The 21338-nt window shown below is 44.4% G+C and carries 20 protein-coding genes; 8 read left to right on the top strand and 12 right to left on the bottom strand.

Features of this window, described 5'->3' with window-relative positions; translation table 11 throughout:
• Positions 1-23 precede the first annotated feature (23 nt).
• Positions 24-413: a helix-turn-helix transcriptional regulator gene (locus ABQ275_RS10220; RefSeq protein WP_349318196.1), complete on the bottom strand. Its 390-nt coding sequence runs from the start codon at positions 411-413 to the stop codon at positions 24-26.
• Positions 400-897: a hypothetical protein gene (locus ABQ275_RS10225; RefSeq protein WP_349318197.1), complete on the bottom strand. Its 498-nt coding sequence runs from the start codon at positions 895-897 to the stop codon at positions 400-402. The genes ABQ275_RS10220 and ABQ275_RS10225 overlap by 14 nt, the downstream gene beginning before the upstream one ends.
• A 271-nt stretch (positions 898-1168) precedes the next feature.
• Here ABQ275_RS10225 and ABQ275_RS10230 point away from each other — a divergent pair, with 271 nt between their 5' ends.
• Both ABQ275_RS10230 and ABQ275_RS10235 read left to right on the top strand, forming a co-directional pair.
• Positions 1169-1516 (top strand): type II toxin-antitoxin system RelE/ParE family toxin, encoded by a 348-nt coding sequence (locus tag ABQ275_RS10230; protein ID WP_349318198.1) that lies wholly within the window; start codon positions 1169-1171, stop codon positions 1514-1516.
• Positions 1497-1805, top strand: coding sequence for a helix-turn-helix transcriptional regulator (locus ABQ275_RS10235; protein WP_349318199.1), 309 nt, complete (start codon positions 1497-1499; stop codon positions 1803-1805). Before ABQ275_RS10230 ends, ABQ275_RS10235 begins: the two co-directional genes overlap by 20 nt.
• A 429-nt stretch (positions 1806-2234) precedes the next feature.
• On the opposite strand, the gene ABQ275_RS10240 is transcribed toward ABQ275_RS10235, so the two are convergent.
• Complete coding sequence (locus tag ABQ275_RS10240) at positions 2235-2651, bottom strand: carboxypeptidase regulatory-like domain-containing protein (protein ID WP_349318200.1); 417 nt, start codon at positions 2649-2651, stop codon at positions 2235-2237.
• A 326-nt stretch (positions 2652-2977) separates the two neighbouring features.
• On the opposite strand from ABQ275_RS10240, the gene ABQ275_RS10245 reads away from it, so the two are divergent.
• From ABQ275_RS10245 to ABQ275_RS10255, 3 genes are all read left to right on the top strand, one after another.
• Positions 2978-3520 carry an RNA polymerase sigma-70 factor gene (locus ABQ275_RS10245; protein WP_349318201.1) on the top strand — a complete coding sequence of 181 codons (543 nt, stop codon included), beginning with the start codon at positions 2978-2980 and terminating at the stop codon, positions 3518-3520.
• A gap of 67 nt (positions 3521-3587) precedes the next feature.
• A complete protein-coding gene (locus ABQ275_RS10250) occupies positions 3588-4577 on the top strand; it encodes a FecR domain-containing protein (protein ID WP_349318202.1) in 990 nt (329 codons plus the stop codon).
• Positions 4578-4598: 21 nt separating this feature from the next.
• Positions 4599-7988 carry a TonB-dependent receptor gene (locus ABQ275_RS10255; RefSeq protein WP_349318203.1) on the top strand — a complete coding sequence of 1130 codons (3390 nt, stop codon included), beginning with the start codon at positions 4599-4601 and terminating at the stop codon, positions 7986-7988.
• A gap of 121 nt (positions 7989-8109) precedes the next feature.
• Here ABQ275_RS10255 and ABQ275_RS10260 read toward each other — a convergent pair whose 3' ends face one another.
• Positions 8110-9039, bottom strand: coding sequence for an aspartate carbamoyltransferase catalytic subunit (locus ABQ275_RS10260; RefSeq protein WP_349318204.1), 930 nt, complete (start codon positions 9037-9039; stop codon positions 8110-8112).
• Between the two features lie 51 nt (positions 9040-9090).
• Entirely contained in the window at positions 9091-9621 is a 531-nt protein-coding gene (gene pyrR, locus ABQ275_RS10265) for a bifunctional pyr operon transcriptional regulator/uracil phosphoribosyltransferase PyrR (protein WP_349318205.1), read from the bottom strand.
• Positions 9622-9827: 206 nt separating this feature from the next.
• Here pyrR and ABQ275_RS10270 point away from each other — a divergent pair, with 206 nt between their 5' ends.
• Entirely contained in the window at positions 9828-10346 is a 519-nt protein-coding gene (locus ABQ275_RS10270) for a peroxiredoxin (RefSeq protein ID WP_349318206.1), read from the top strand.
• Between the two features lie 16 nt (positions 10347-10362).
• Here ABQ275_RS10270 and ABQ275_RS10275 read toward each other — a convergent pair whose 3' ends face one another.
• The 3 genes from ABQ275_RS10275 to prfB all read right to left on the bottom strand — a co-directional run bounded on the left by ABQ275_RS10275 (position 10363) and on the right by prfB (position 13670).
• Positions 10363-10770, bottom strand: coding sequence for a hypothetical protein (locus ABQ275_RS10275; RefSeq protein ID WP_349318207.1), 408 nt, complete (start codon positions 10768-10770; stop codon positions 10363-10365).
• Between the two features lie 68 nt (positions 10771-10838).
• On the bottom strand, positions 10839-12470 hold the full coding sequence (pruA, locus tag ABQ275_RS10280; protein ID WP_349318208.1) for an L-glutamate gamma-semialdehyde dehydrogenase: 1632 nt from the start codon (positions 12468-12470) through the stop codon (positions 10839-10841).
• A gap of 104 nt (positions 12471-12574) precedes the next feature.
• Positions 12575-13670 (bottom strand): peptide chain release factor 2 gene (gene prfB / locus ABQ275_RS10285; RefSeq protein WP_349318209.1). Its coding sequence is split into 2 segments (ribosomal slippage): positions 12575-13609 and positions 13611-13670, totalling 1095 coding nucleotides; the frame shifts between segments, so codons are not numbered across the junction.
• Positions 13671-13820: 150 nt separating this feature from the next.
• Here prfB and ABQ275_RS10290 point away from each other — a divergent pair.
• Positions 13821-14624 (top strand): hypothetical protein, encoded by an 804-nt coding sequence (locus ABQ275_RS10290; protein WP_349318210.1) that lies wholly within the window; start codon positions 13821-13823, stop codon positions 14622-14624.
• Between the two features lie 49 nt (positions 14625-14673).
• Complete coding sequence (gene pgi / locus ABQ275_RS10295) at positions 14674-16326, top strand: glucose-6-phosphate isomerase (protein WP_349318211.1); 1653 nt, start codon at positions 14674-14676, stop codon at positions 16324-16326.
• A 60-nt stretch (positions 16327-16386) separates the two neighbouring features.
• Here pgi and ABQ275_RS10300 read toward each other — a convergent pair whose 3' ends face one another.
• The 4 genes from ABQ275_RS10300 to ABQ275_RS10315 all read right to left on the bottom strand — a co-directional run bounded on the left by ABQ275_RS10300 (position 16387) and on the right by ABQ275_RS10315 (position 21338).
• Positions 16387-16839, bottom strand: a complete 453-nt coding sequence (locus tag ABQ275_RS10300; protein WP_349318212.1) for a DUF3276 family protein — start codon at positions 16837-16839, stop codon at positions 16387-16389.
• Between the two features lie 157 nt (positions 16840-16996).
• Positions 16997-18793 (bottom strand): ABC transporter ATP-binding protein, encoded by a 1797-nt coding sequence (locus tag ABQ275_RS10305; RefSeq protein WP_349318213.1) that lies wholly within the window; start codon positions 18791-18793, stop codon positions 16997-16999.
• A 136-nt stretch (positions 18794-18929) separates the two neighbouring features.
• Positions 18930-19859: a phosphoribosylaminoimidazolesuccinocarboxamide synthase gene (locus ABQ275_RS10310; RefSeq protein WP_349318214.1), complete on the bottom strand. Its 930-nt coding sequence runs from the start codon at positions 19857-19859 to the stop codon at positions 18930-18932.
• A 111-nt stretch (positions 19860-19970) separates the two neighbouring features.
• The gene (locus tag ABQ275_RS10315) at positions 19971-21338 is read right to left on the bottom strand and encodes an exonuclease domain-containing protein (RefSeq protein ID WP_349318215.1); all 1368 of its coding nucleotides are present in this window, start codon (positions 21336-21338) and stop codon (positions 19971-19973) included.

The following is a 21338-nucleotide window of genomic DNA, read 5'->3' on the forward strand; positions in this document are numbered from 1 at the left end:
AAAGGAAAAATACGATCAATTGGCTAATAATTGCTCACTACCGGCGAAAAATATGGTGCGTTTGATTTTACATCTTTTATCGTTAGTGACAAGCGGATATCTCTTACCACTTTCACCTGTGTTGGTATAAAAAACTGTTCTATAGGCACCTCCAGTGCAATGGCGATTTCAGACAAGGTGTCAATAGTAAAATTGTGTCCTCCACTCAGCCACCGGGAAATCTCAGAAGGGCTTTTACTCATTTTAGCTGCCAGGTCTTTATTGTTGAGGCCTCTGTCGTCCATGATCTTACCGATACGGTCTGCCAGCAATATTTTAGTTCCTATCTGTAAATCTTCCAGGGGCGTAATGCCTGCCAGCAGATCTGCAATAATTTTACTACTGTATTTTCTTGCTTCATTATTCTTTGTCATGGTCTTTAAAGATTAGATCTCCTTTCAATTGTGAACCATCCGGCGACCGGTATATTGCGCCATCATGGATCTTATGTAAAATATCTTTTGAAATTTTCATCATGGCTATCACCTCTTCCGGTTTTTCGCCCTTCTGCAAAGAGGGTGGCTGCGCTGCGGCTGAACCGCCCCCTCCTATTATGATTGGTACTGCGCCATATCTGATACAATATAATCTAAGATTTTTTTCAATGTGTCCATATAAGGCACTAACGCCAGCAGCCGGTATTCCTTCCTGTACTTTAAAATATTTTTCCTGTACGCCTACGCTGCACCCCATTGCAGTTAATAGTTTGGTAATCGCATTCAACTCCGTTTTGTATGTCGAAATATGCGTCCTCACAAAACGCTCAAACAAACTGATATCTTCATTAGCCATTATTATAGAGTAAATATGTGCCCGCTTTCCGGAGAACTGCTGTAATTCAATAATCTCGTAATTCACGTTTACTTGGGGTTTACGTTAGGATAAGATTGGTTGGTGTAAAGTAGGATCTAAATTAACATTAAAGTTAATTTCTGTCAAATTATTTTTAGCAACTAACTAGGTTCTCACGATTTCTAAAAATACTATTGTATATGGTGATGTATAACTAGTTTTAAATATCTATATAAAATATTAATAATCAATTAATAAGAATGATTTCGCTTTTAATATTTTAAAGGAAGTGAATTTTTAGTTGTCCTTTAGGGGAACTTTTCTGTATCTTTGTGCTGTGGAAACAAAGAAGTATCGAACAGTCGTTTTTTATAAGAAGCATTTTGACAATTTTTTCAAAGAGCAGAAAAAAGAAGTTCAGGATAAGATACTCTGGACTTTAAAAGCAATTGAAGAATTGGAGAGGGTGCCAGAATCATATTTGAAACATCTTGAAGGAACAGAAGGGTTATATGAGGTGAGAATAAAGCAACGCACTGACATTTTTCGAATATTCTGTTTCTTTGATAAAGGGAAACTAGTTGTTTTGGCGAATGGGTTTCAAAAGAAAACGCAGAAGACACCCAAGAATGAAATTACAAAAGCATTGAAAATTAAAAGTGAATATGAAAAAGACGAAAAATAGTAACCTCACTTCCCTTGACGATTTCATTGATAAACATCATGGTAAACGTGGAGCCGAAAAGCGCGAAGAATTTGAAGCTGGGTATGAAGTTTTTAAACTTGGTTCTTTATTACATGAAGCAAGGTTAGCCAAGGGGTTAACACAAGAGGAACTTGCAGCTAAAGTAGGGAAGAATAAATCTTACATATCAAAAATTGAAAATGATATTAAAGAAGTTAGGCTTTCCACTTTACAGAAAATCGTTAAGATTGGATTAGGGGGAAAGGTTAGTTTATCAATTGATTTTTGATTGAATTTTAAAACCTGTTAAAGTCGTCCAAATCCTGTCGAGGATAATGAAGCTATATCAATGTGTTCTTTGAAGCGCATCTGATGTAGCTTTTAATTTTGCATTAAGGTTTTTGCTCCCCCCATACTTTTATTAAAAAGGAGCCCATCTGGGCTCCCGGGGTTAACAAACATATTATAATTCCACCTTGTGATTCACTCATATGTGAATGTAAGGCTAAAATAAGCAGTTGTTTTCATTTAGAAAAATATTTATTGCATTTTAAGCGAATTATTTTCATTTTAATATGTAAAATATCAGGTAAAGGAAGATATATGTACTTATAAGTTATCAAATAGCATAAAAAAAGAGGGGCCATCGGCGGCCCCTCTGAGATCAAACCAAAATGGGTTCCCATTTGGATGCTATTGTATTGTTGGATGCTATATACTATTGTTCCAGTTTGATTTCGCCCAGATCAGTAGCTTTACCGTCTTCTACTTTTACATCCTTGATCACCGCATTTTTGTACGGAGCCTTAGCCAGGACAGTAATTGTATAAGTACCGGCTTTTGCTGCGGGAATAGCGAAAGAACCTTCGGCGATAGCGCCTTTCAGCTTTTCTTCACCCATAGCGGCTTCTACTTCAGTAGCGCCATCTGCTGGTGAAATTTTTCCGGTAATGGAGCCGCCTTCTACTGCGCGGAGAGAATCAATACTAACCAAAGAATCAGTAGCAGCCAGTGAATCTACCGCAACAGCGATGCTGTCGGTTGATTTAACGGCTTTTACATCAGCACTTTTAAATGCAGACATTCCTACTACAATTGTTGCTAAAGCGAGCATTCCTGTGATTGTTTTTTTCATGGCATTCAATTTTTTGTATGGTTAAAATAATAATGACTAATTGAACCAGCGTGCGGTGATTGTGCATGATTTTTGTTACTATGCCCAATTCGTTACCGGCGGTATAATAACAATACATCCGAAAATGAGGATACCATTAGTCAAAGAAATGTTAAAGACCAGGATTAAAAGATTGAAGGATTAACCTGATGGGTGTTATGAACCTGGATTAATAGATATTATAAGCGTAAAAGATTGAAAAATTAATCTGTTACACCCATCCAGTAAATCTTTAAAATCAATATAATCATGGTTATCTTCGCTCAGGGGAAATAAATGAAAACAGCATGTTGCAATTGAGTAACGAGGAAATAGTAAAAGGCATCAGGAACAGGCATAGAGACGTGTTTGAAGCTGTTTTTAAACAGTTCGCACCTTCTATGTATAATATTGCCGTTCGTTATGTAAAAGATGAGGAAGATGCGAATGATATGGTACAGGATGTATTCCTCAACTTGTGGAAAGGAGCCGAAAACCTGGATGAACGGGCGCCAATAAATCACTACCTGGCCAGAGCAACGGTGAACACCTGTCTTAACCGGATAAAAAAAGAACAACGTAAGGAACTATATGCAAAGGAGCAATTGTTGTCTGCCACACCAGCAGATAATGGCCATGCCCTCCTGGAACATAAAGAACTGGAAGCACAGTACCGGTCAGCACTCGACAAGCTCCCGGACCAATGCCGCCGCGTATTTGAAATGAGCCGCCTCAAAGGTTTAACCCCCGCCGAAATAGCAGAACAATTAAATATCTCTATTAATACTGTATACGCTCACCTGACCACTGCGCTGAAAAAATTGCGGATTGTACTTATTAATAAAGAGTAAAAACCTGTATTTTTTTAACATCGCTTAATGGTAAACCCTTTTCTGGTTGTATAGTTAATAAGTAGCCATGAACAGTAAAACTGACATAGACATAGTGATCCGTTACCTGGAAGATCCGGAAAATGAGCAGCATAAGCAGCAGCTCAATCAATGGATACAACAGGATGCATCAAACCTCGATATCTTCCTGGACATGAAAGATATGTGGCATGGCGATCCGTTACCTGCTGCATCCGCTTTCGATACCCATGGACAATGGCAACAACTGAATGCTGCACTGGATGCAGTACCCGTTTCTACTGAACAACCCGCTACCCCGCAACCTGTTAAAGGCCGCGTTATAAAAATGAAACCCCGCTACTGGTGGGCAGCTGCGGCAGTAATGCTGTTTGCTGTTACCTGGACCTGGCTGGGCCCCGGTGGTTATAAAACAATTACAACAGCACAAAACCTGGATAGCCTTCATCTTCCCGATGGCTCCATGGTATATATTAATGCACATACTACCATCCGCTACCCCCGCTCTTTTGGTAAAGAAAACAGGCATCTCAGCATTGTTAAAGGAGAAGCTTTTTTCGATGTTACCAAAAATGATGCACTCCCCTTTACCGTTGATGCACCCGATGTGGAAGTACAGGTACTGGGCACTTCTTTCAACGTAAGAGCGGCCAGCGCCGGTGTTAAAGTATTTGTACAAACCGGAAAAGTAAGCGCCGCTTACAAAGGCACTGAAAAGAAAGTGATCCTTACTCCCGGTGTGGAAGCATCGCTGAAACATAACGGTACCGGTATTGAAACACAACTTCATAAAAAGAATAATAATATCCTCGCCTGGAAAACCAGGTGTCTTACTTTCGATGATTCCCCACTTACAGAAGTGGCTACCGCATTGGAAGATTTTTATAATGTACAGATAGATATCCGCGATCAGCAACTGGCTGATAAAAAGCTGCTGGCTACCTTCCGTAACATGCCGCTGGATGAAGTCCTGGACATTATGAAGAAAACATTACAAATCAATATCTCTCATAAAAACAACCTGGTAGAAATCTACTAACAAGCGCCTGACCTCTTGCTTATGCAGCAATTATTGCTTCAGGCGCTGCGCTCAAATACCAGGTTTAGGTGCGTGCCTGCTTTTCTTTTTATTGTTATCCTGGTGTTTGCTGACGCTGTTGCAGTCGCGCAGGTACCTATTGCCTCCCCGAAAAAAGTTTCTCTTCAATACAGTAATGCCAGCCTGAAAACAGTACTTCGCGAAATAGAAAAGCAAACAAAATATACTTTTGCTATTTCTACCGGAGAGATGGAAACCCGTAATGGTGTTAGCATACACGTACATAATGCCCCCCTGCCGGATGTATTGCGTAACCTCTTCCCTCCCTCCAGGTATAAAGTGGAAATAAAAGACGGACAAATTATCGTCATCCCACTGAATGCAGCAGCAACAGATCCCTTGTTACCGGGAAACAAACGTGATGATAATGATAACCGCTGGCAGATCAGCGGCACCATCACCGATGGTATGGTACCGCTGAGTGGTGTTTCCATCCGCGAAAAGGGGACGCAGAACGGCGCTGCTACTGCGGATAACGGCATATTCAAACTGGAAGTAGCCTCCGGACAGGCAGTATTGTCGGTATCGCTCATTGGTTTTGAATCAAAAGAAATTACGGTAAGAGATCGCAGGAATATCTCCATTACCCTGCAACCCGATCTGAAAAAATTAAATGAACTGGTCGTATTAGGCTATGGCCTGCAAAAGCGCGCCAACATCACCGGCGCCATCGCGCAGGTAGACGGCGCCCGGCTCAAAAGCAGGCCCGTACCCAATGTGATGGCCGCTTTGCAGGGAACAGCCACCGGCCTCATAGTAACGCGCAGCAACGGACAACCCGGAAAAGAAGGATTCAATATTCAGATCAGGGGCGTTAGCTCTGCTTCCGGCGGCAATACACCAGTCATTGTAGATGGTGTGCCGGGGTCACTGGCTGTTTTAAACCCCGACGACATCGAATCCGTTTCCATCCTGAAAGATGCTGCTGCGGCTTCCATCTATGGCGCCCGCGGCGCAGGTGGCGTGGTGCTGGTCACCACACGAACCGGCAAACCCGGAAAGCTGTCTGTAGACTTCAACACCCTCGCCGGTTTTGAAACGCCCATCCGCCTCCCGAACCGGTTACATTCCTGGGAGGAAGCAACCATGCTGAATGAAGCGTCTGAAAATGCCGGACAACAAGCCCCCTGGCAGCCTTATGAAATTGACCTGATGAAAACAGGCAATCATTACGCCATCGACTACGATCATCCTGACTACTACAAATATTATTACGACTTTAACCAGTTGCCCCTGCTTACAAAAAAACAGACTGGCATTCAGAACTATAATATCTCTGTTAAAGGAGGTGATACCATTAACCAGTTCTCCGCCTCCATGGGCTATTTCGGGCGGGAAGGACTTTTTGCCGCCGGGCCGGACAGAACACACCGGGTGAATGCACGCGTAAACCTGAACAGCCGCTTTAGTAAACACTTCAGCATGGAAACGAGGTTATCGTATGCACAAACAAATACCTTTTCACCCGCCCAGGCAGTGGAAGGGCCACAAGGCTTGCTGGCAGGGCTTTACCGGGCTCCCAATAATGTACCGGTTTACGTTCCTGGAACCATGAATTACGCAGCAGGTGGCGCCCCTACCTACGCGGTCCTTCAGGATGGCGGTCAACGGGATGAAAAAAATAATTACATCGATGCCGTACTGACACTCCGTGCAGATAGCCTGGCGAAAGGACTTACGCTACGCGTGATCTATAGTCCGCAGCAACATACCTTGCAGGACAACCTCGGTCGCAACACGCTCGCATTATGGAACCGGGTAGCGCCGGCTGCCTATATCCAGCCGGATAATATGCTGCAAAAAAGCAGGCTGGTAGCCAAAGCGGGCAACCTGCAACTACTCACCGACTATGAGGTGAAAAAAGATAAACATAACATTCACCTGTTGGGTGGCTACACACAGGAAACCTATAATACCGAGCAGAATACAGCTGTGTCCTATGGACTCACGAAGCAGGAGATCAATACCTCACATTTCAATGCACCACCGCAGCAGACACAGTTGCAACAGGCCACCGGCACGATGATGTCTTTATTCGGCAAAATGAATTACAATTACGACAATCGTTATTTACTGGAAGCCAATCTTATCGGCGCCCGGCTATCACAACGCAGTACAGCGTTTACGCGGCTGGAGCAGTGGCAGGCATTCCCTTCGTTTTCTGCCGGCTGGCGGTTAAATAATGAAACCTGGTTCAACAATGCTCTTCCCTTTTTTAATGAATTTAAATTGAGATGGTCATGGGGAAGACTGGGTAATGTAAATAGCTGGAATACCATTGCCAATGATGAACGGCTGCAAACATTCACCTTCGGCTACAGCAATCCGTTTTCTCCGTTCATCTACAAAAATCCTATACCACAGGCAAGTGGATGGGAAAATATTTCTACCAACAATTATGGATGGGATGCCACCCTTTTCCGGGGACGACTTACCTTGTCTGCCGATTATTTTGTGAAACATAACCGGGATATGCAGATCCCTGTACTCACGTCTTCCACTACCGGTGCGTGGCCACTGCGCTTTAATACCGGTGAAATGAAATCGCAGGGCTGGGAACTCAATGCGGGCTGGAGAAGTATCCGCGGCCCTTTTACCTGGTACATCAATGCAAACCTGTTCAACAGTCAGAATAAAGTATTGCGTAATGAAGGAGTAGCGCCACAACCCGGCTGGAACCAGGGTATTGCCGGTTACCCGTACTCTTCCCTCTTTGGATATATGGCGGAAGGTTATTTCCAGACGAATGATCAGGTACAGCAGCATGCTTTTCAAACAGATAAAACAGCAGCAGGAGATATCCGGTATAAAGATACTAATGGAGATAACAAGATCGATTACAGCGACCTCGTATACCTGGGTAGCACTGATCCGCAATATTCCTACGGGATAGATGCAGGCTTTTCCTGGAAGGGGTTCGACTTCTCCCTGTTCTTCCAGGGCGTCAGCAATCGTAAGGTGATACCTGATCCGCGCTACAATATTCCATTTACTTCCAATTGGCGGCAACCGTGGGATATTAACCAGGATCACTGGAGCCCGGATCATCCGGATGCCATGTTTCCCCGTGTATATTCAGGAGATGAGCAGAATACGGTGCCATCCAGTCATTGGGTGATGAACGGGGCCTATATACGCCTTAAAAACCTCCAGTTAGGGTATAGTTTACCAGCAGCTTTGCTGAAACGTATTCCTATTACCAATTTGCGGTTCTATTTCTCCGGGCAGGATCTTTGGGAAACAAATAACATGAAGATTAAATACTATGACCCGGAACAGGCTGATGGCTACAATGGAAACGTGTATCCCTTTTTCCGGTCGTATACATTTGGAATCAATGTCGGATTCTAGAAAATATTTACGAATTTTTTGATTTACGAATTTAGGGATTTGAAATGCAGCGAAGATTATCAATTAGATCTTCGCTGCATTTCAAATCCCTAAATTCGTAAATCAAAAAATTCGTAAATATTTATTGTTCTTTCTTTCCTGCCAGCAGATACAGTGCAGCCATACGGATGGCGACGCCGTTCTCTACCTGGTTGAGAATAATTGACTGGCTGGAATCGGCTACGTCAGAGTTGATTTCCACGCCGCGGTTGATAGGTCCGGGGTGCATGATCACGATCTCTTTGTTCAGGCTATCCAGTAGCTGGCGGTTGATGCCGTAAGCGAGTGAATATTCTCTCAGGGAGGAGAACAGTGGTGTATTTTGTCTTTCCAGCTGGATCCGGAGTACGTTGGCTACATCACACCAGGCGAGTGCTTCGCGGATGTCGTAGCTTACGTTTACGCCGAGTGCAGCGGCCATATGCTTTGGGATGAGTGTTGGCGGGCCTACTACCGTCACCTCCGCCCCTAATTTCTTCAGGCAGTAAATATTTGACAGTGCAACCCGTGAGTGCATGATATCACCGCAGATGGCGATCTTCTTGCCTTCCACACTACCCAGCCTTTCTTTGATAGAAAAAGCATCCAGGAGTGCCTGTGTGGGGTGTTCATTGATTCCATCGCCAGCATTCAGGATGGGAACGTTGATGTGTTTAGCCAGGAAATGCGGCGCTCCGCTGGCGGAGTGGCGCATCACTACCACATCCACTTTCATGGACAGGATATTGTTGACCGTATCTATCAGCGTTTCCCCTTTTGAAACGGAAGAGCCGGAAGCTGAAAAGTTCACCGTATTTGCACCAAGGCGCTTTTCCGCTAATTCAAAAGAGATGCGTGTGCGGGTAGAATTCTCAAAAAATAAGTTGACTATTGTTGTATCGCGGAGCGTGGGAACACTTTTAATCGGCCTTTGTAAGACTTCCTTAAACTGGCTGGCCGTTTTAAAAATAAGTTCTATATCCTGACGTTGCAGATCGCGAATTCCGAGTAAGTGTTTAACAGAAAGTGACATTAATGTGCAAATATAAAGGGTGAAATCTGAATTCTGAAATCCGGATTCATTTTAATCAACCAGGATTACCTCGTCCTTACCATCTCTTTGTTCCCATAGTACCCGGACTCTTTGTGAAATCAAGGCGTCAATGGTGCGTCCGGTGTAATCGGGCTGAATGGGAAGCTGACGGCTAAAACGCCGGTCTATCAGGGCCAGCAGCTCCACAGCGTCCGGCCGGCCGAAGTCGAGCATCGCATCCAGCGCCGAGCGGATCGTGCGGCCGGTGTACAATACATCATCTATCAGCACTACCTTTTTATTTTCTATAGAAAAATTAATGTTCGTTTCACTGGGAACATGCAACACATTGCCTTTGTTGAAATCGTCGCGGTAAAAAGTAATGTCCAGTTTACCGTAATTAATGTGTGCATCCGGCAACAGCTTATGCAATGTCTCATAAATCCTGTCTGACAGGTAAATGCCGCGTGGCTGGAGTCCTATCAATACAGTGTTTTCAAACTGTAAATGATTCTCGATCAACTGGTGACAAAGCCTGTCTATGGTAATAGCCAGTTGCTTACCGTTTAGTATGGTTTTCAAAACACAACGTTTTAGATGCCAAAAGTAGTGATTAATGCCACAGATAAAAAGATGAAAATCAGAAAATAACAGGATAAAGGGGAGAATATTTATATAATATACCGGACATATATGGTTTTATTTTTAATGTATTGTCCGGCGGTTGTCTTTTTGTCCCCCGCACTTCTCCTTATCTGTCGTACTTTAGTACCTGAAAACGTGTGCATATGAGGACACTTAAGTTAATAATCGCTATGACTGCCTTCTTACAATTTTGGGGATGCTCTTCCCAATCGCAGATAAAGACCGGAGATAAGATACCAGCCTTTTCTTTACAGGATCAGAACGGAAAAACATTTGATATCAATAGTGTACTGGGAAAACAGCCGCTGGTCATTTATTTTTATCCGAAGGATGAAACCAGTGTATGTACCAAAGAAGCCTGCTCCTTCCGGGATGCTTACCAGGATTTTCAAAAATATGGCGCTATAGTAATCGGTATCAGTGCTGATAATGTGGCTTCACATAAAAGCTTTGCAACCCATCACAATCTCCCTTTTACTTTACTCAGCGATTCCAGGAATGAAGTGCGCAAATTATTTGGGGTACCCAAAACCTTTGTGATACCAGGCAGGGTCACCTATATAGTAGATAAAAATGGGATTGTTGTACATGAATTTAATTCCATGCGCGATGGTGAAAAGCATGTAACAGAAGCCCTCGCAGCTTTAGAGAAGATGAAATAACGCGGAACATTTTAGCTTATATACTTCTCAGATCCCTGAAAGAAGAAATTTCTTCTTTCAGCTGGAACAACTGAATCCCCCAAAAGAGGCCCTGTAACAATACATAGGCGGTGAGGGCGATCATAAGGCTGGTCATCATGAAAGAAGACTGTGAGGAAGCTCCTCCTCTGTCGGAAAAATTGATAATCTTCATCAGGAAGATACCTGCAAATACCAGGAAAATCAGTGATCTGACGCCTTTATTTTTGAGTTGTTTCCTGAAATATGCTTCATAGGCAGCTACAGCATGTTCACCCGCTTCCGGTTGCTGCATGCCACTTTTAGTCAAACGCTGTTCCAGATCGGCAACCCGATGTTGCTTATGATGTTCAGCAAAATAAGTGGCAACGATAGCTGATTCTTCTCCAACAGATGCTTTTTCCATAATTAAGTACTTATTTTAAGACCGGTATTTTCCATTATTTAAAGATGAAAAATACCGGTCTGGTTTTATTACGCTTCCTTCAGAAACGGATACCTGTAATCAGTAGCCGGAACAAAGGTTTCTTTGATGCTTCTCGCACTTAACCAGCGGTAGAGGTTAAGCATGGAACCCGCTTTGTCATTGGTGCCGGAAGCACGGGCGCCACCAAAAGGTTGCTGTCCCACTACTGCGCCGGTAGGCTTGTCATTGATATAAAAATTACCTGCACTATTCACCAGTTTCTTTGTAGCCAGTTCCACTGCGTAGCGGTCCTGTGCTATAATAGCGCCGGTTAAGGCATATTCCGAAGTAGTATCTACCGTTATCAGTATATCGTCAAATTTCTCTGCGTCATATACGTAGATGGTCAATACCGGTCCAAACACTTCTTCACACATGGTCACATATTTCGGATCGGTGGTTTCAATCACAGTAGGTTCGATGAAGTAACCCGCTGACTTATCGTAATTACCACCGGCAATGATCTTTGCTGTGGGATCATTTTTAGCGTTATCGATGTACTTCGCAATCTTGTCAAAAGATCTTTCATCGATCACTGCGTTGATAAAGTTACTAAAATCTTCCGTGGTACCCATTTTCATGGTTTTCAGTTCAGCCACCAGTTTAGATTTCACGGCTGCGGCGATATTGCTAGGCAGGTAAGCGCGGGAAGCAGCGGAACATTTCTGTCCCTGGAATTCGAAGGCGCCACGGGCCAGTGCCGTAACGGTAATGTCTATATCGGCAGATTTATGTGCCAGCACGAAATCCTTTCCACCTGTTTCGCCCACGATGCGGGGATATGTTTTGTATTTACTGATATTCTGGCCGATGGTCTTCCACATCGTCTGGAATACGCCGGTAGAACCGGTGAAGTGAATGCCGGCGAAGTGAGGATCTGCGAAGCAGATATCACCGATCAGCGGACCATCCGCATATACGAGGTTGATGACGCCATCAGGCAGGCCGGCTTCTATCATGATCTTCATGAACATGTTGGCTGCAAACACCTGTGTGTTGGCTGGTTTCCAGACCACTACGTTACCGCACATGGCAGCAGAAGCCGGGAGGTTACCTGCAATAGCACTGAAGTTAAACGGGGTGACTGCCAGTACGAAACCTTCCAGTGGGCGGTATTCCGTTCTGTTATGTATGCCTGGCGCACTTCCTGGCTGCTGCCGGTAAATTTCACTGAGAAAATGTACGTTAAAGCGGAGGAAGTCAATCAATTCACAGGCACTGTCTATTTCCGCCTGGTAGGCATTCTTGCTTTGCCCGAGCATGGTAGCACCATTGATATGATAACGGTATTTTGTAGCGAGTAATTCTGCAGCACGCAGGAAAATACCTGCCCGTTGCTCCCATTCCATGTTTGCCCATTTTTCACGCGCTTCCAAAGCGGCGGTGATGGCTGCTTTTATGTGAGAAGCATCTCCCTGGTGGAAATGCCCCAGTTTATGTTTGATTTCATGTGGTGGACGGAGGTCAACTGTAGTGCCGGTACGCACTTCTTTGCCGCCAATATACATTGGTATATCTGCCTCTTCTGCCTTAAATGCTGCCAGTTGTTTTTTTAATGCTGCTCTTTCCGGAGAACCCGGTGCGTAATTCAAAACAGGCTCATTAGCAGGCGCTGCGTACTCAAAATATCCTGTATTCATCTGGTGAGATTTTGTTGGTGTATCAATAAAAAAAGAATAAGTTTCCGCTGCAAATTTACGCCTTGTTTTGCAGCAGAAACCTATTAATTATTTACCTATAGCTATCAATTATTGTCCTCTTCCTTCTGCATCATCAGGTAAGCCTTGATAAAACCATCCAATTCTCCGTCCATTACCGGACCCACGTTACCTACCTCGAAATCTGTGCGGTGATCTTTAATCATTTTATACGGATGGAATACGTATGACCTGATCTGTGATCCCCATTCAATTTTACGTTTGTTGGCGTTGGCTGCATTTTTCAGCTCTTCGCGTTTTCTTATCTCTTCTTCATACAGGCGTGATTTCAACATGGTGAGCGCCTTTTCACGGTTCTCTCCCTGTGTACGTGCCTGCTGACATTCGACAATAATTCCGGAAGGGATGTGTTTCAACCGTACCGCTGTTTCCACCTTGTTTACGTTCTGTCCTCCCTTACCCCCGGACCGGTAAAATTCCCAGTCGAGGTCGGCAGGATTTACTGCTATCTCGATTGTATCATCTACTAACGGGTATACATATACGGAGGCGAAAGACGTATGTCTGCGTGCATTGGAGTCAAAAGGTGAAATGCGTACCAGGCGATGTACACCGCTTTCTGCTTTCAGGTGTCCGTAGGCAAATGGGCCATCGAATTCCAGTGTTGCAGATTTAATACCGGCGCCATCACCATACTGTGTATCAATTTCTGATACTTTCCAGCCTTGTTTTTCTCCGAACATGCGATACATACGCAGTAGCATTTCAGCCCAATCCTGGCTTTCTGTGCCACCTGCACCGGAGTTGATCGTAAGTACGGCAGGCATCTCATCTTCAGGCTGGTTTAAAGTTGATTTAAATTCCAGTTCATCCAATGCAGCTACTGCAGCGCCATAGGCCTGTTCTACTTCTTGTTCCGTTGCTTCTCCTTCTTTAAAGAAATCGTTCAAAATACTGCTGTCTTCTATCGCAGTATTTACCTGATCATAAAGGTCAACCCAATATTTGTTTACCTTAATTTCTTTCAGTATCGAAGTTGCTCTGACGTTATCATCCCAGAAACCGGGCGCCAGGCTTAATTGTTTATCGTTTTCTATTTTAGCTAATCGGTCAGGGACGTTAAAGAAAACCTCCCAGGACGTAAAGACGGTCCCTCATAGCTTTAAGTTGCTCTGCTGTCATAGCGGGCAAATGTAGGGAAAAATATGTGATTCTACTAATGTAACAGGAATTGACAATTTACAATTGTAATAAACGAACCTTTTAGCATCATTTTTGCGGATCATAGCGGGTCAACCATCTCATAACATGTTAAAAGTACTTGTATAATCTATGCTCCCTCATGAAACCCTCCATTACAAAAATAAATCGGTTTTTAATACCATCGCATTCCTGATCATGATAACAGCAAACCTGCTGGCTGTCCTGGTTCCAATCAATGGTAAAAAGACCGGGGAGGTTTCTGACGAGTATCCAAACCTCTTTGTTCCCGCTGACATGACGTTTGGTATCTGGAGTATTATTTACCTATGTTTATTGGCATTTATTATTTACCAGTTATGGCTGGCATTTTCCAACAGGCAGCCGGAGATACTGACCAGGGTAATGGGTCGTATGAAGGAATGGTTCCTTATTTCATCCGTAGCGAATGCCAGCTGGCTCTTTGCCTGGCACTACAACCTGATCCCGGTTACGATTGTGCTGATGCTTATCCTGTTATTTTCTCTCTTCATTATCCACCTGAATTTCGGGATTGCCCAAACACCTGCTACCCTGCCGGAAAAGCTCTTCATCTATTTACCTTTTAGTCTTTACCTGGGATGGATAAGTATTGCCACTATCTCCAATATAGCCACCCTGGTGGTTTACGCCGGCTGGGAAGGTAGTATGCAGGCGCAGGTTACGTGGACCATCATCCTGATTGGTATAGGCACGCTGCTCAGTATGGTCATGGTATTACTGCGTAATAATATTATACATGCGCTCGTTGCTGTATGGGCATTCTATGGTATTGTGCTGAAAAGAAGAGAAGCAGATATAATGGCACAACAGCATATTATACATGCCTGTATTATCGCCATTGGAGTTATCGCCATAACAATTTCCTGGCAATTGTACCGGAAACAGAAAACGTAAATCCTAAATCTAAAAGATTATTTTTGATGCGCAATCAATATAAGCTACTATGTTTCCATCTACCAGTCCAGTAGCCACTAAATCGTGGCAGGTATTGCAAAAGCATGCCGATGAAATGAAAAAGGTGCATATGCGTGCCTTGTTTATGGAAGACAAACAACGTTTCGAAACGTTTTCCCTCCAGTTTGAAAGTATCCTGTTCGATTACTCCAAGAACCTTATTACGGAAGAAACACGGGGCATGTTACTGAGCCTTGCTGCCGAAAGCGGTGTGGATGCGGCTATCAAGGCCATGTTTGGTGCAGAGAAAATTAATGTGACAGAAAACCGCGCAGTACTCCATACGGCACTCCGTAACTTTTCCGGTGACCCTGTGATGCTGGATGGACGGGATGTAATGCCCGATGTAAAGGCAGTCCTGAGTAAAATGGATCATATCTGCCGGCAAATCCATTCCGGTGAGTGGAAAGGATATACGGGCAAGCCTATACGTTATATCGTCAATATCGGTATCGGCGGCTCCGATCTTGGCCCTGTAATGGTTACAGAAGCCCTGAAACCTTACTGGAAGCCTGGCATACAAACTTATTTTGTTTCCAATGTGGATGGTACCCATATTGCGGAAACACTGAAAAAGATAACGCCGGATGAAACACTCTTTCTCATTGCGTCTAAAACCTTTACCACCCAGGAAACCATGACCAATGCGCACACAGCGCGTAGCTGGTTCCTGCAACATGCGAAAGACGAAAAATTTGTAGCCAAACATTTTGCGGCCTTATCTACTAATGAAAAAGCAGTCACTGCTTTTGGTATTGACCCCAACAATATGTTTGAGTTCTGGGATTGGGTAGGTGGCCGTTACTCCTTATGGTCTGCCATCGGCTTGTCTATCGCCTTAACCATCGGTTACGAAAACTTTATCGAATTATTGGATGGCGCCCATGCTGCTGATAACCACTTCGCACAAACGCCGCTGGCACAGAACATCCCGGCAATCATGGCGCTGGTAGGCATCTGGAATGGCAACTTCCTCGGCGCTGCCACAGAAGCGATCCTCCCCTATGATCAGTATATGCATCGCTTTGCCGCTTACTTCCAGCAAGGAAATATGGAGAGTAATGGTAAACATGCAGATCGTACAGGCCACCCCGTTAGTTATGAAACTGGCCCGATTGTATGGGGCGAACCCGGTACAAACGGCCAACATGCCTTCTACCAGCTGATCCACCAGGGTACCCGCCTCATCCCCTGCGATTTCATCGCACCGGCTATCAGTCACAACCCTATCGGCGATCATCATGTGAAGCTGCTGTCTAACTTCTTTGCACAAACGGAAGCACTCATGAATGGTAAAACGGAAGCAGAAGTGCTGGCAGAACTGCAAAAAGCCAATACGCCGGAAGATGAAATCAAACGTGTGCTGCCTTATAAAGTATTTACCGGCAACCGCCCTTCCAACTCCTTCCTGCTGAAGAAAATAACGCCGCGTTCATTAGGCTCACTGATAGCCCTATACGAACACAAAATATTTGTGCAGGGTGTTATCTGGAATATCTACAGCTTTGACCAATGGGGTGTGGAACTGGGTAAACAACTGGCCGGAAAAATACTCCCTGAGCTGGAAACTAATGACCTGGTACTTAACCACGACTCCAGTACCAACGGGTTAATTAACGCATATAAGCGACACAGACACTAAGGAAAACAATAAAAAACCCCCGGAGAAATCCGGGGGTTGAATTTTATCTCGAGTAAAAATTTACCATTTGTCTACTTCGTCTGAGCTATGTGAAGCCGGTGCTGCTGCTACCGCTGCAACGGGAACTTCTTCTTCCACAGCTGCAACAGTTTCAACTTCAGCTACTACTGAAGTTTCCCTTTCTGCGTCTGCTTCATCTTGTTCTTCCTGCACATAATCATGGTTGTAGGCATCAAAGTCAAAATCGGGCATCAACTCTGTTTTTACATAGTTGATGGTTTCAGTCAGTGCGTTCAGGAACTTGTTGAAGTCTTCCTTGTACAGGAATACTTTGTGCCTGTCATAACCGTTGTCATTAAAACGTTTCTTACTTTCTGTTATAGTGAGAAAGTAATCGTTTCCCCGAGTGGTCTTTACATCAAAGAAGTACGTTCTTCTTTTGCCCGCTTTCAATCGTTTGGAAAAGATGCTATCATTGTTCCTTTCCTGTTGATTGTTATTTTCGTACGCCACAGTTGATAGATTTAAGTGTTAACGAATCAAATCCTGTTACAATAAGAGACAAATATACTATTGTTTTACAAATATCAAAATATTTTTAAATGATTTTTGAAAATCATAAAAGCCTTGTGTAACAGGCTGTAGCGGGGCATATACAAGAGGGTGATTGTTACTCAGTTACACTTTCATCATCTCCGGATTGCTGGCGCGTGTAAAGTTCCGTGTAGTATCCATTCAATGACAATAATTCATCATGCGTACCTTCTTCAATGATCTTTCCTTCATCCAGTACAATGATCTTATCGAATTCAAACAAGGAGAATATACGGTGCGTAATGATAATAGCAGTTTTATTTTTCAGATAGGCGTACAGGTTACCAATGATCTCTTTTTCTGTACGGGCATCTACCGCAGAAAGGCAATCATCAAAAATAAGGATATCAGGATCTTTGATCAATGCACGGGCTATAGAAATCCGTTGCTTCTGTCCTCCGCTGAGTGTAACACCCCGCTCTCCTATTGCCGTATCAAAACCTTCGTTGAAGCCAAGAATATCTTTCTCTACAGATGCTTGCCTGGCGGCCTTTTGCACAGCCTGCAAGTTAGCCGACGGATCACCAAAACGAATATTATTGGCTACGCTGTCTGAAAACAGAAATACATCCTGCGGCACATAACTGATCTGTGAGCGCAGGTGTTCCAGGTGCAGGTAGCGCACATCATGTTCATCCAGCATTACCTTTCCTTCCTGCGGATCGTACATGCGGATGAGCAGTTGTGCCAGCGTACTTTTACCGGAACCGGTTCTGCCGATCACGGCTACTTTCTGTCCGGGTGCAATATGCAGGTTCATGTGGCTGATAGCGGTAATACCGGTATGCGGATACGTAAACGTTACATCTTTCAGGTTTACCCCACCTTTGAGCGGAACTGTTTTAGCAGCAGGATCGTCCTGGATCACTGGCTGTGTCTGTAAAAATTCGTTTATGCGTTGCTGTGAGGCAGCGGCCCGCTGGATCATCGATGCCACCATCCCGATAGAAAAGAACGGGAACATCAGCATGTTTACATAGATTACAAATTCCGCGAGGTTACCCACCGTGATGTTGCCCTCTATCACCTGGATGCCTCCGATGAAAATTGTCAGGATCACACTCAATCCTATCATAAGCGCCATGGTAGGCTGAAACAAGGCATCTGTTTTGGCCAGACTGATGGAGCTTTGTTTATAGGCTTCGCTGGCGCGCTCAAAATGTCCGGTACTCGCATCTTCCTGTACATAGGATTTTATAACCCTGATACCGGAATAAGACTCTTGCGCAATGGAAGTAATGTTTGACAATTCAGCCTGTATCCGTTCACTTTTGCGATGGATGATACGGTTAACATAATAGATGGTGAGCGCCAGCAATGGCAGCGGTGAAAGCGTATACAAGGTAAGCAACGGATTCACCTGCAACATCAGGTACACAATCACCACGATCAGTAATAAAGTTCGGGATGCATACATGATAGCGGGTCCTGCGTACATGCGTACCCGTGATACATCTTCTGTAATACGACTCATCAGATCACCGGTGCGGTGCATCTTAAAAAAATTCAGGTCGAGCTGCTGATAGTGCTGATAAATTGCATTCTTCAGCTCATACTCAATATGACGACTCATTACAATGAGCGTTTGTCTTTGCAGGAAGAGAAAAAATCCACTAAGCAAGGCAAAAATGAGGATGCTCACCCCATAAAACGCCAGTACACGCGAGAAATCCGCCCGGAAAAGACTTTTTAGGCCGGTATCACTCATCACACGATATTCATCCAGGTTATGCGATAGCAGGTCAAAAATCTGACGCACCATGATAGGCTGAAAAACACTAAACCCAATGGACACCGCAGTGAATAACAACCCCAGGATCAGGCGCCATTTATTAGCCAGGAAATATTTATTCAGTGCAGCAAGATGTTTCAATTGCAATTAGTTTACGTACAAAAATAGGCATTTGTTTCACGTAAAAACACAAAGAAGCGCAAAGGCGTAAAGGTTATTTATAATTTCTTATATAAACCTTCGCGCCTTTACGCTCCTTTACTATACTACGTATAGCTTACAAACTTTTCAGTGCGGTCACGATCTTAGTCGTTGCATCTGCAGCAGCTACATCTTCCTTCACAAAAGGCTGACCAGTGATATTTTCAAACAGCTCGATATAGCGTTCACTTACACTTTTCACAAATTCATCGGTCATTTCAGGAACCTTTTGTCCGTCCTTGCCCTGGAAACCGTTTTCCATCAGCCATTCACGCACAAATTCTTTGCTCAGTTGTTTCTGTTGCTGACCGGCTTTCTGATTTTCTTCGTAGCCTTCTGCATAGAAGTAACGGGAAGAATCAGGAGTGTGAATTTCGTCAATCACATAAATGGTGCTGCCTATCTTGCCAAATTCATATTTGGTATCCACGAGGATCAGACCACGTTTGGCGGCCATTTCCTTGCCTCTTTCGAATAAGGCCAGTGTATATTTCTCCAACTGTTCATATTCTTCTTTGCTCACAAGGCCCTGTGCAACGATTTCATCGCGGGAAATATCTTCATCATGTCCTTCATGTGCTTTTGTGGTGGGTGTGATGATAGGCGTAGGAAAGAAATCATTTTCCTTCATGCCTTCGGGCATTGTAACGCCGCAGAGTACACGTTCTCCACTTTTGTACGTTCTCCAGGCATGCCCGGTAAGGTTGCCACGTACCACCATTTCCACGGGGAAAGTTTCGCATTTCAGCCCTATTGTTACGTTAGGCAGTGGCGTTGCTTTTACCCAGTTAGGAACAATGTCTTTGGTCGCTTCCAGCATGATGGCGGCTACCTGGTTCAACACCTGTCCTTTGTAAGGAATAGGGCGTGGTAAAACTACATCAAACGCGGAGATACGATCGCTCACTACCATTACCATCAGCCTGTCTTCGATGGTATATACATCGCGTACTTTTCCTTTATAGAAGGCAGTCTGACCGGGGAATTTGATATTTGACTCTGACATGAAATAAAAATAATTAAAGATTAAAAATCACCATTACGAGGTGCAAAAGTAACTATGATTCACCTGATTTTTGTTGTTATCCTGATTTTATTTTTTATCAGGGGGAGATGATTATGCCGGAGATGACAACTGGCGGCTGTTACCGGCGTATGGTCGCAGCAGGCTGATGATTACTTCATTCTCCGGATACGGTGTCAGGTATTCCCTGAACAGGGCGGCATCTTCCGTATTGATGTGCAATGGAACGTAGCCCATTCCATAGAAGCGGCCTTTCTCCATCAGGATGCAGCTTCGTTCACCACTGTTGCGACCTTTGTCGAAGATGGTTACCGAAGGTTGCTGTTCCTGTAAAAATGAGATGGCTGCTTTCACGCGCTCATTATAGCTTTGGGGGGCTTCTGCTTTTTCACAGGCGCCATGACAGGTGGCGGCAGTAATACCAACACAGGTGCCATTGCCTTTTTGCAGGAAGCATAGTTTAGGACACAGTTCAAACTCCCTGATCAGTGTGCGCAGCAGGCGCTGTCCGTCTATCAGCAAATTAAAGCTGTGCAGTGGATGCGAATATTTACGTTTCTTTTCAATCGCCAGCCGGAGATAGCCTTGCTGGTCCTCAAATAAATAGAAGCCATACCGGAATTCCATCCTTTTCTGTGCATAGTTATACGCCGGCCAAAGCCGCTTTATTTCAACAGATTCCAGGATACCGGCCATGAGTTCCGTACCTGTTTCCTGGAAGGTAATGTTATGGATCGTCCGCAGGAAATTTTGCCGCTGCCGGCTGCTGCTGTGGCCTGTAAAGTGGCTATTGACGCGCTTTTTAAGATCCTTTGCCTTACCCACATATACCACCTTTCCTTTATTATCATGGAAATAATACACCCCGGAGGTATCTGGCAGCGCCTTCACCACGTCGGGCGACAGGTTTGGCGGCAGGAACTGTTCTTTGGAACCTGCTTTCAGGGCGGCGGCAATCGCTTTCTGTGTATCATTTTCCAACATCCTGGCAAACAGGCGTACGGTGGCTTCCGCATCGCCGGAGGCGCGGTGGCGGCCATTTACCGTAATACCCATCTGTTTACAGAAATTCCCCAGGCTGTAAGATTTCAGTCCCGGAAAAATTTTGCGGCCCAGTCTTACCGTACAAAGCTTTTTCGCCTGCAGGTCATACCCCGCTGCTGCCAGGTGATGCTTTATAAAAGAATAGTCAAAGTTTACGTTGTGCGCCACAAAGATCCGGTCGCGCAACAGCGCATGAATGAGTGGCGCTACCGCTTCAAATGGCGGTGCATCTTCCACCATGCTGTTGGTGATCCCGGTTAAAGAAGTGATGTAATAAGGAATATGAATGCGCGGGTTAATCAGCGTTTGATAGTGTTGGGTGATTTCCTTACCGTCAAACAAAAAAATGGCGACCTCTGTTATGCCGTGGGCGGCTGCATGGCCACCTGTTGTTTCTATATCTACAATTGCGTACAC

Source organism: Chitinophaga sp. MM2321, assembly GCF_964033635.1.
Taxonomy (GTDB): Bacteria; Bacteroidota; Bacteroidia; order Chitinophagales; family Chitinophagaceae; genus Chitinophaga.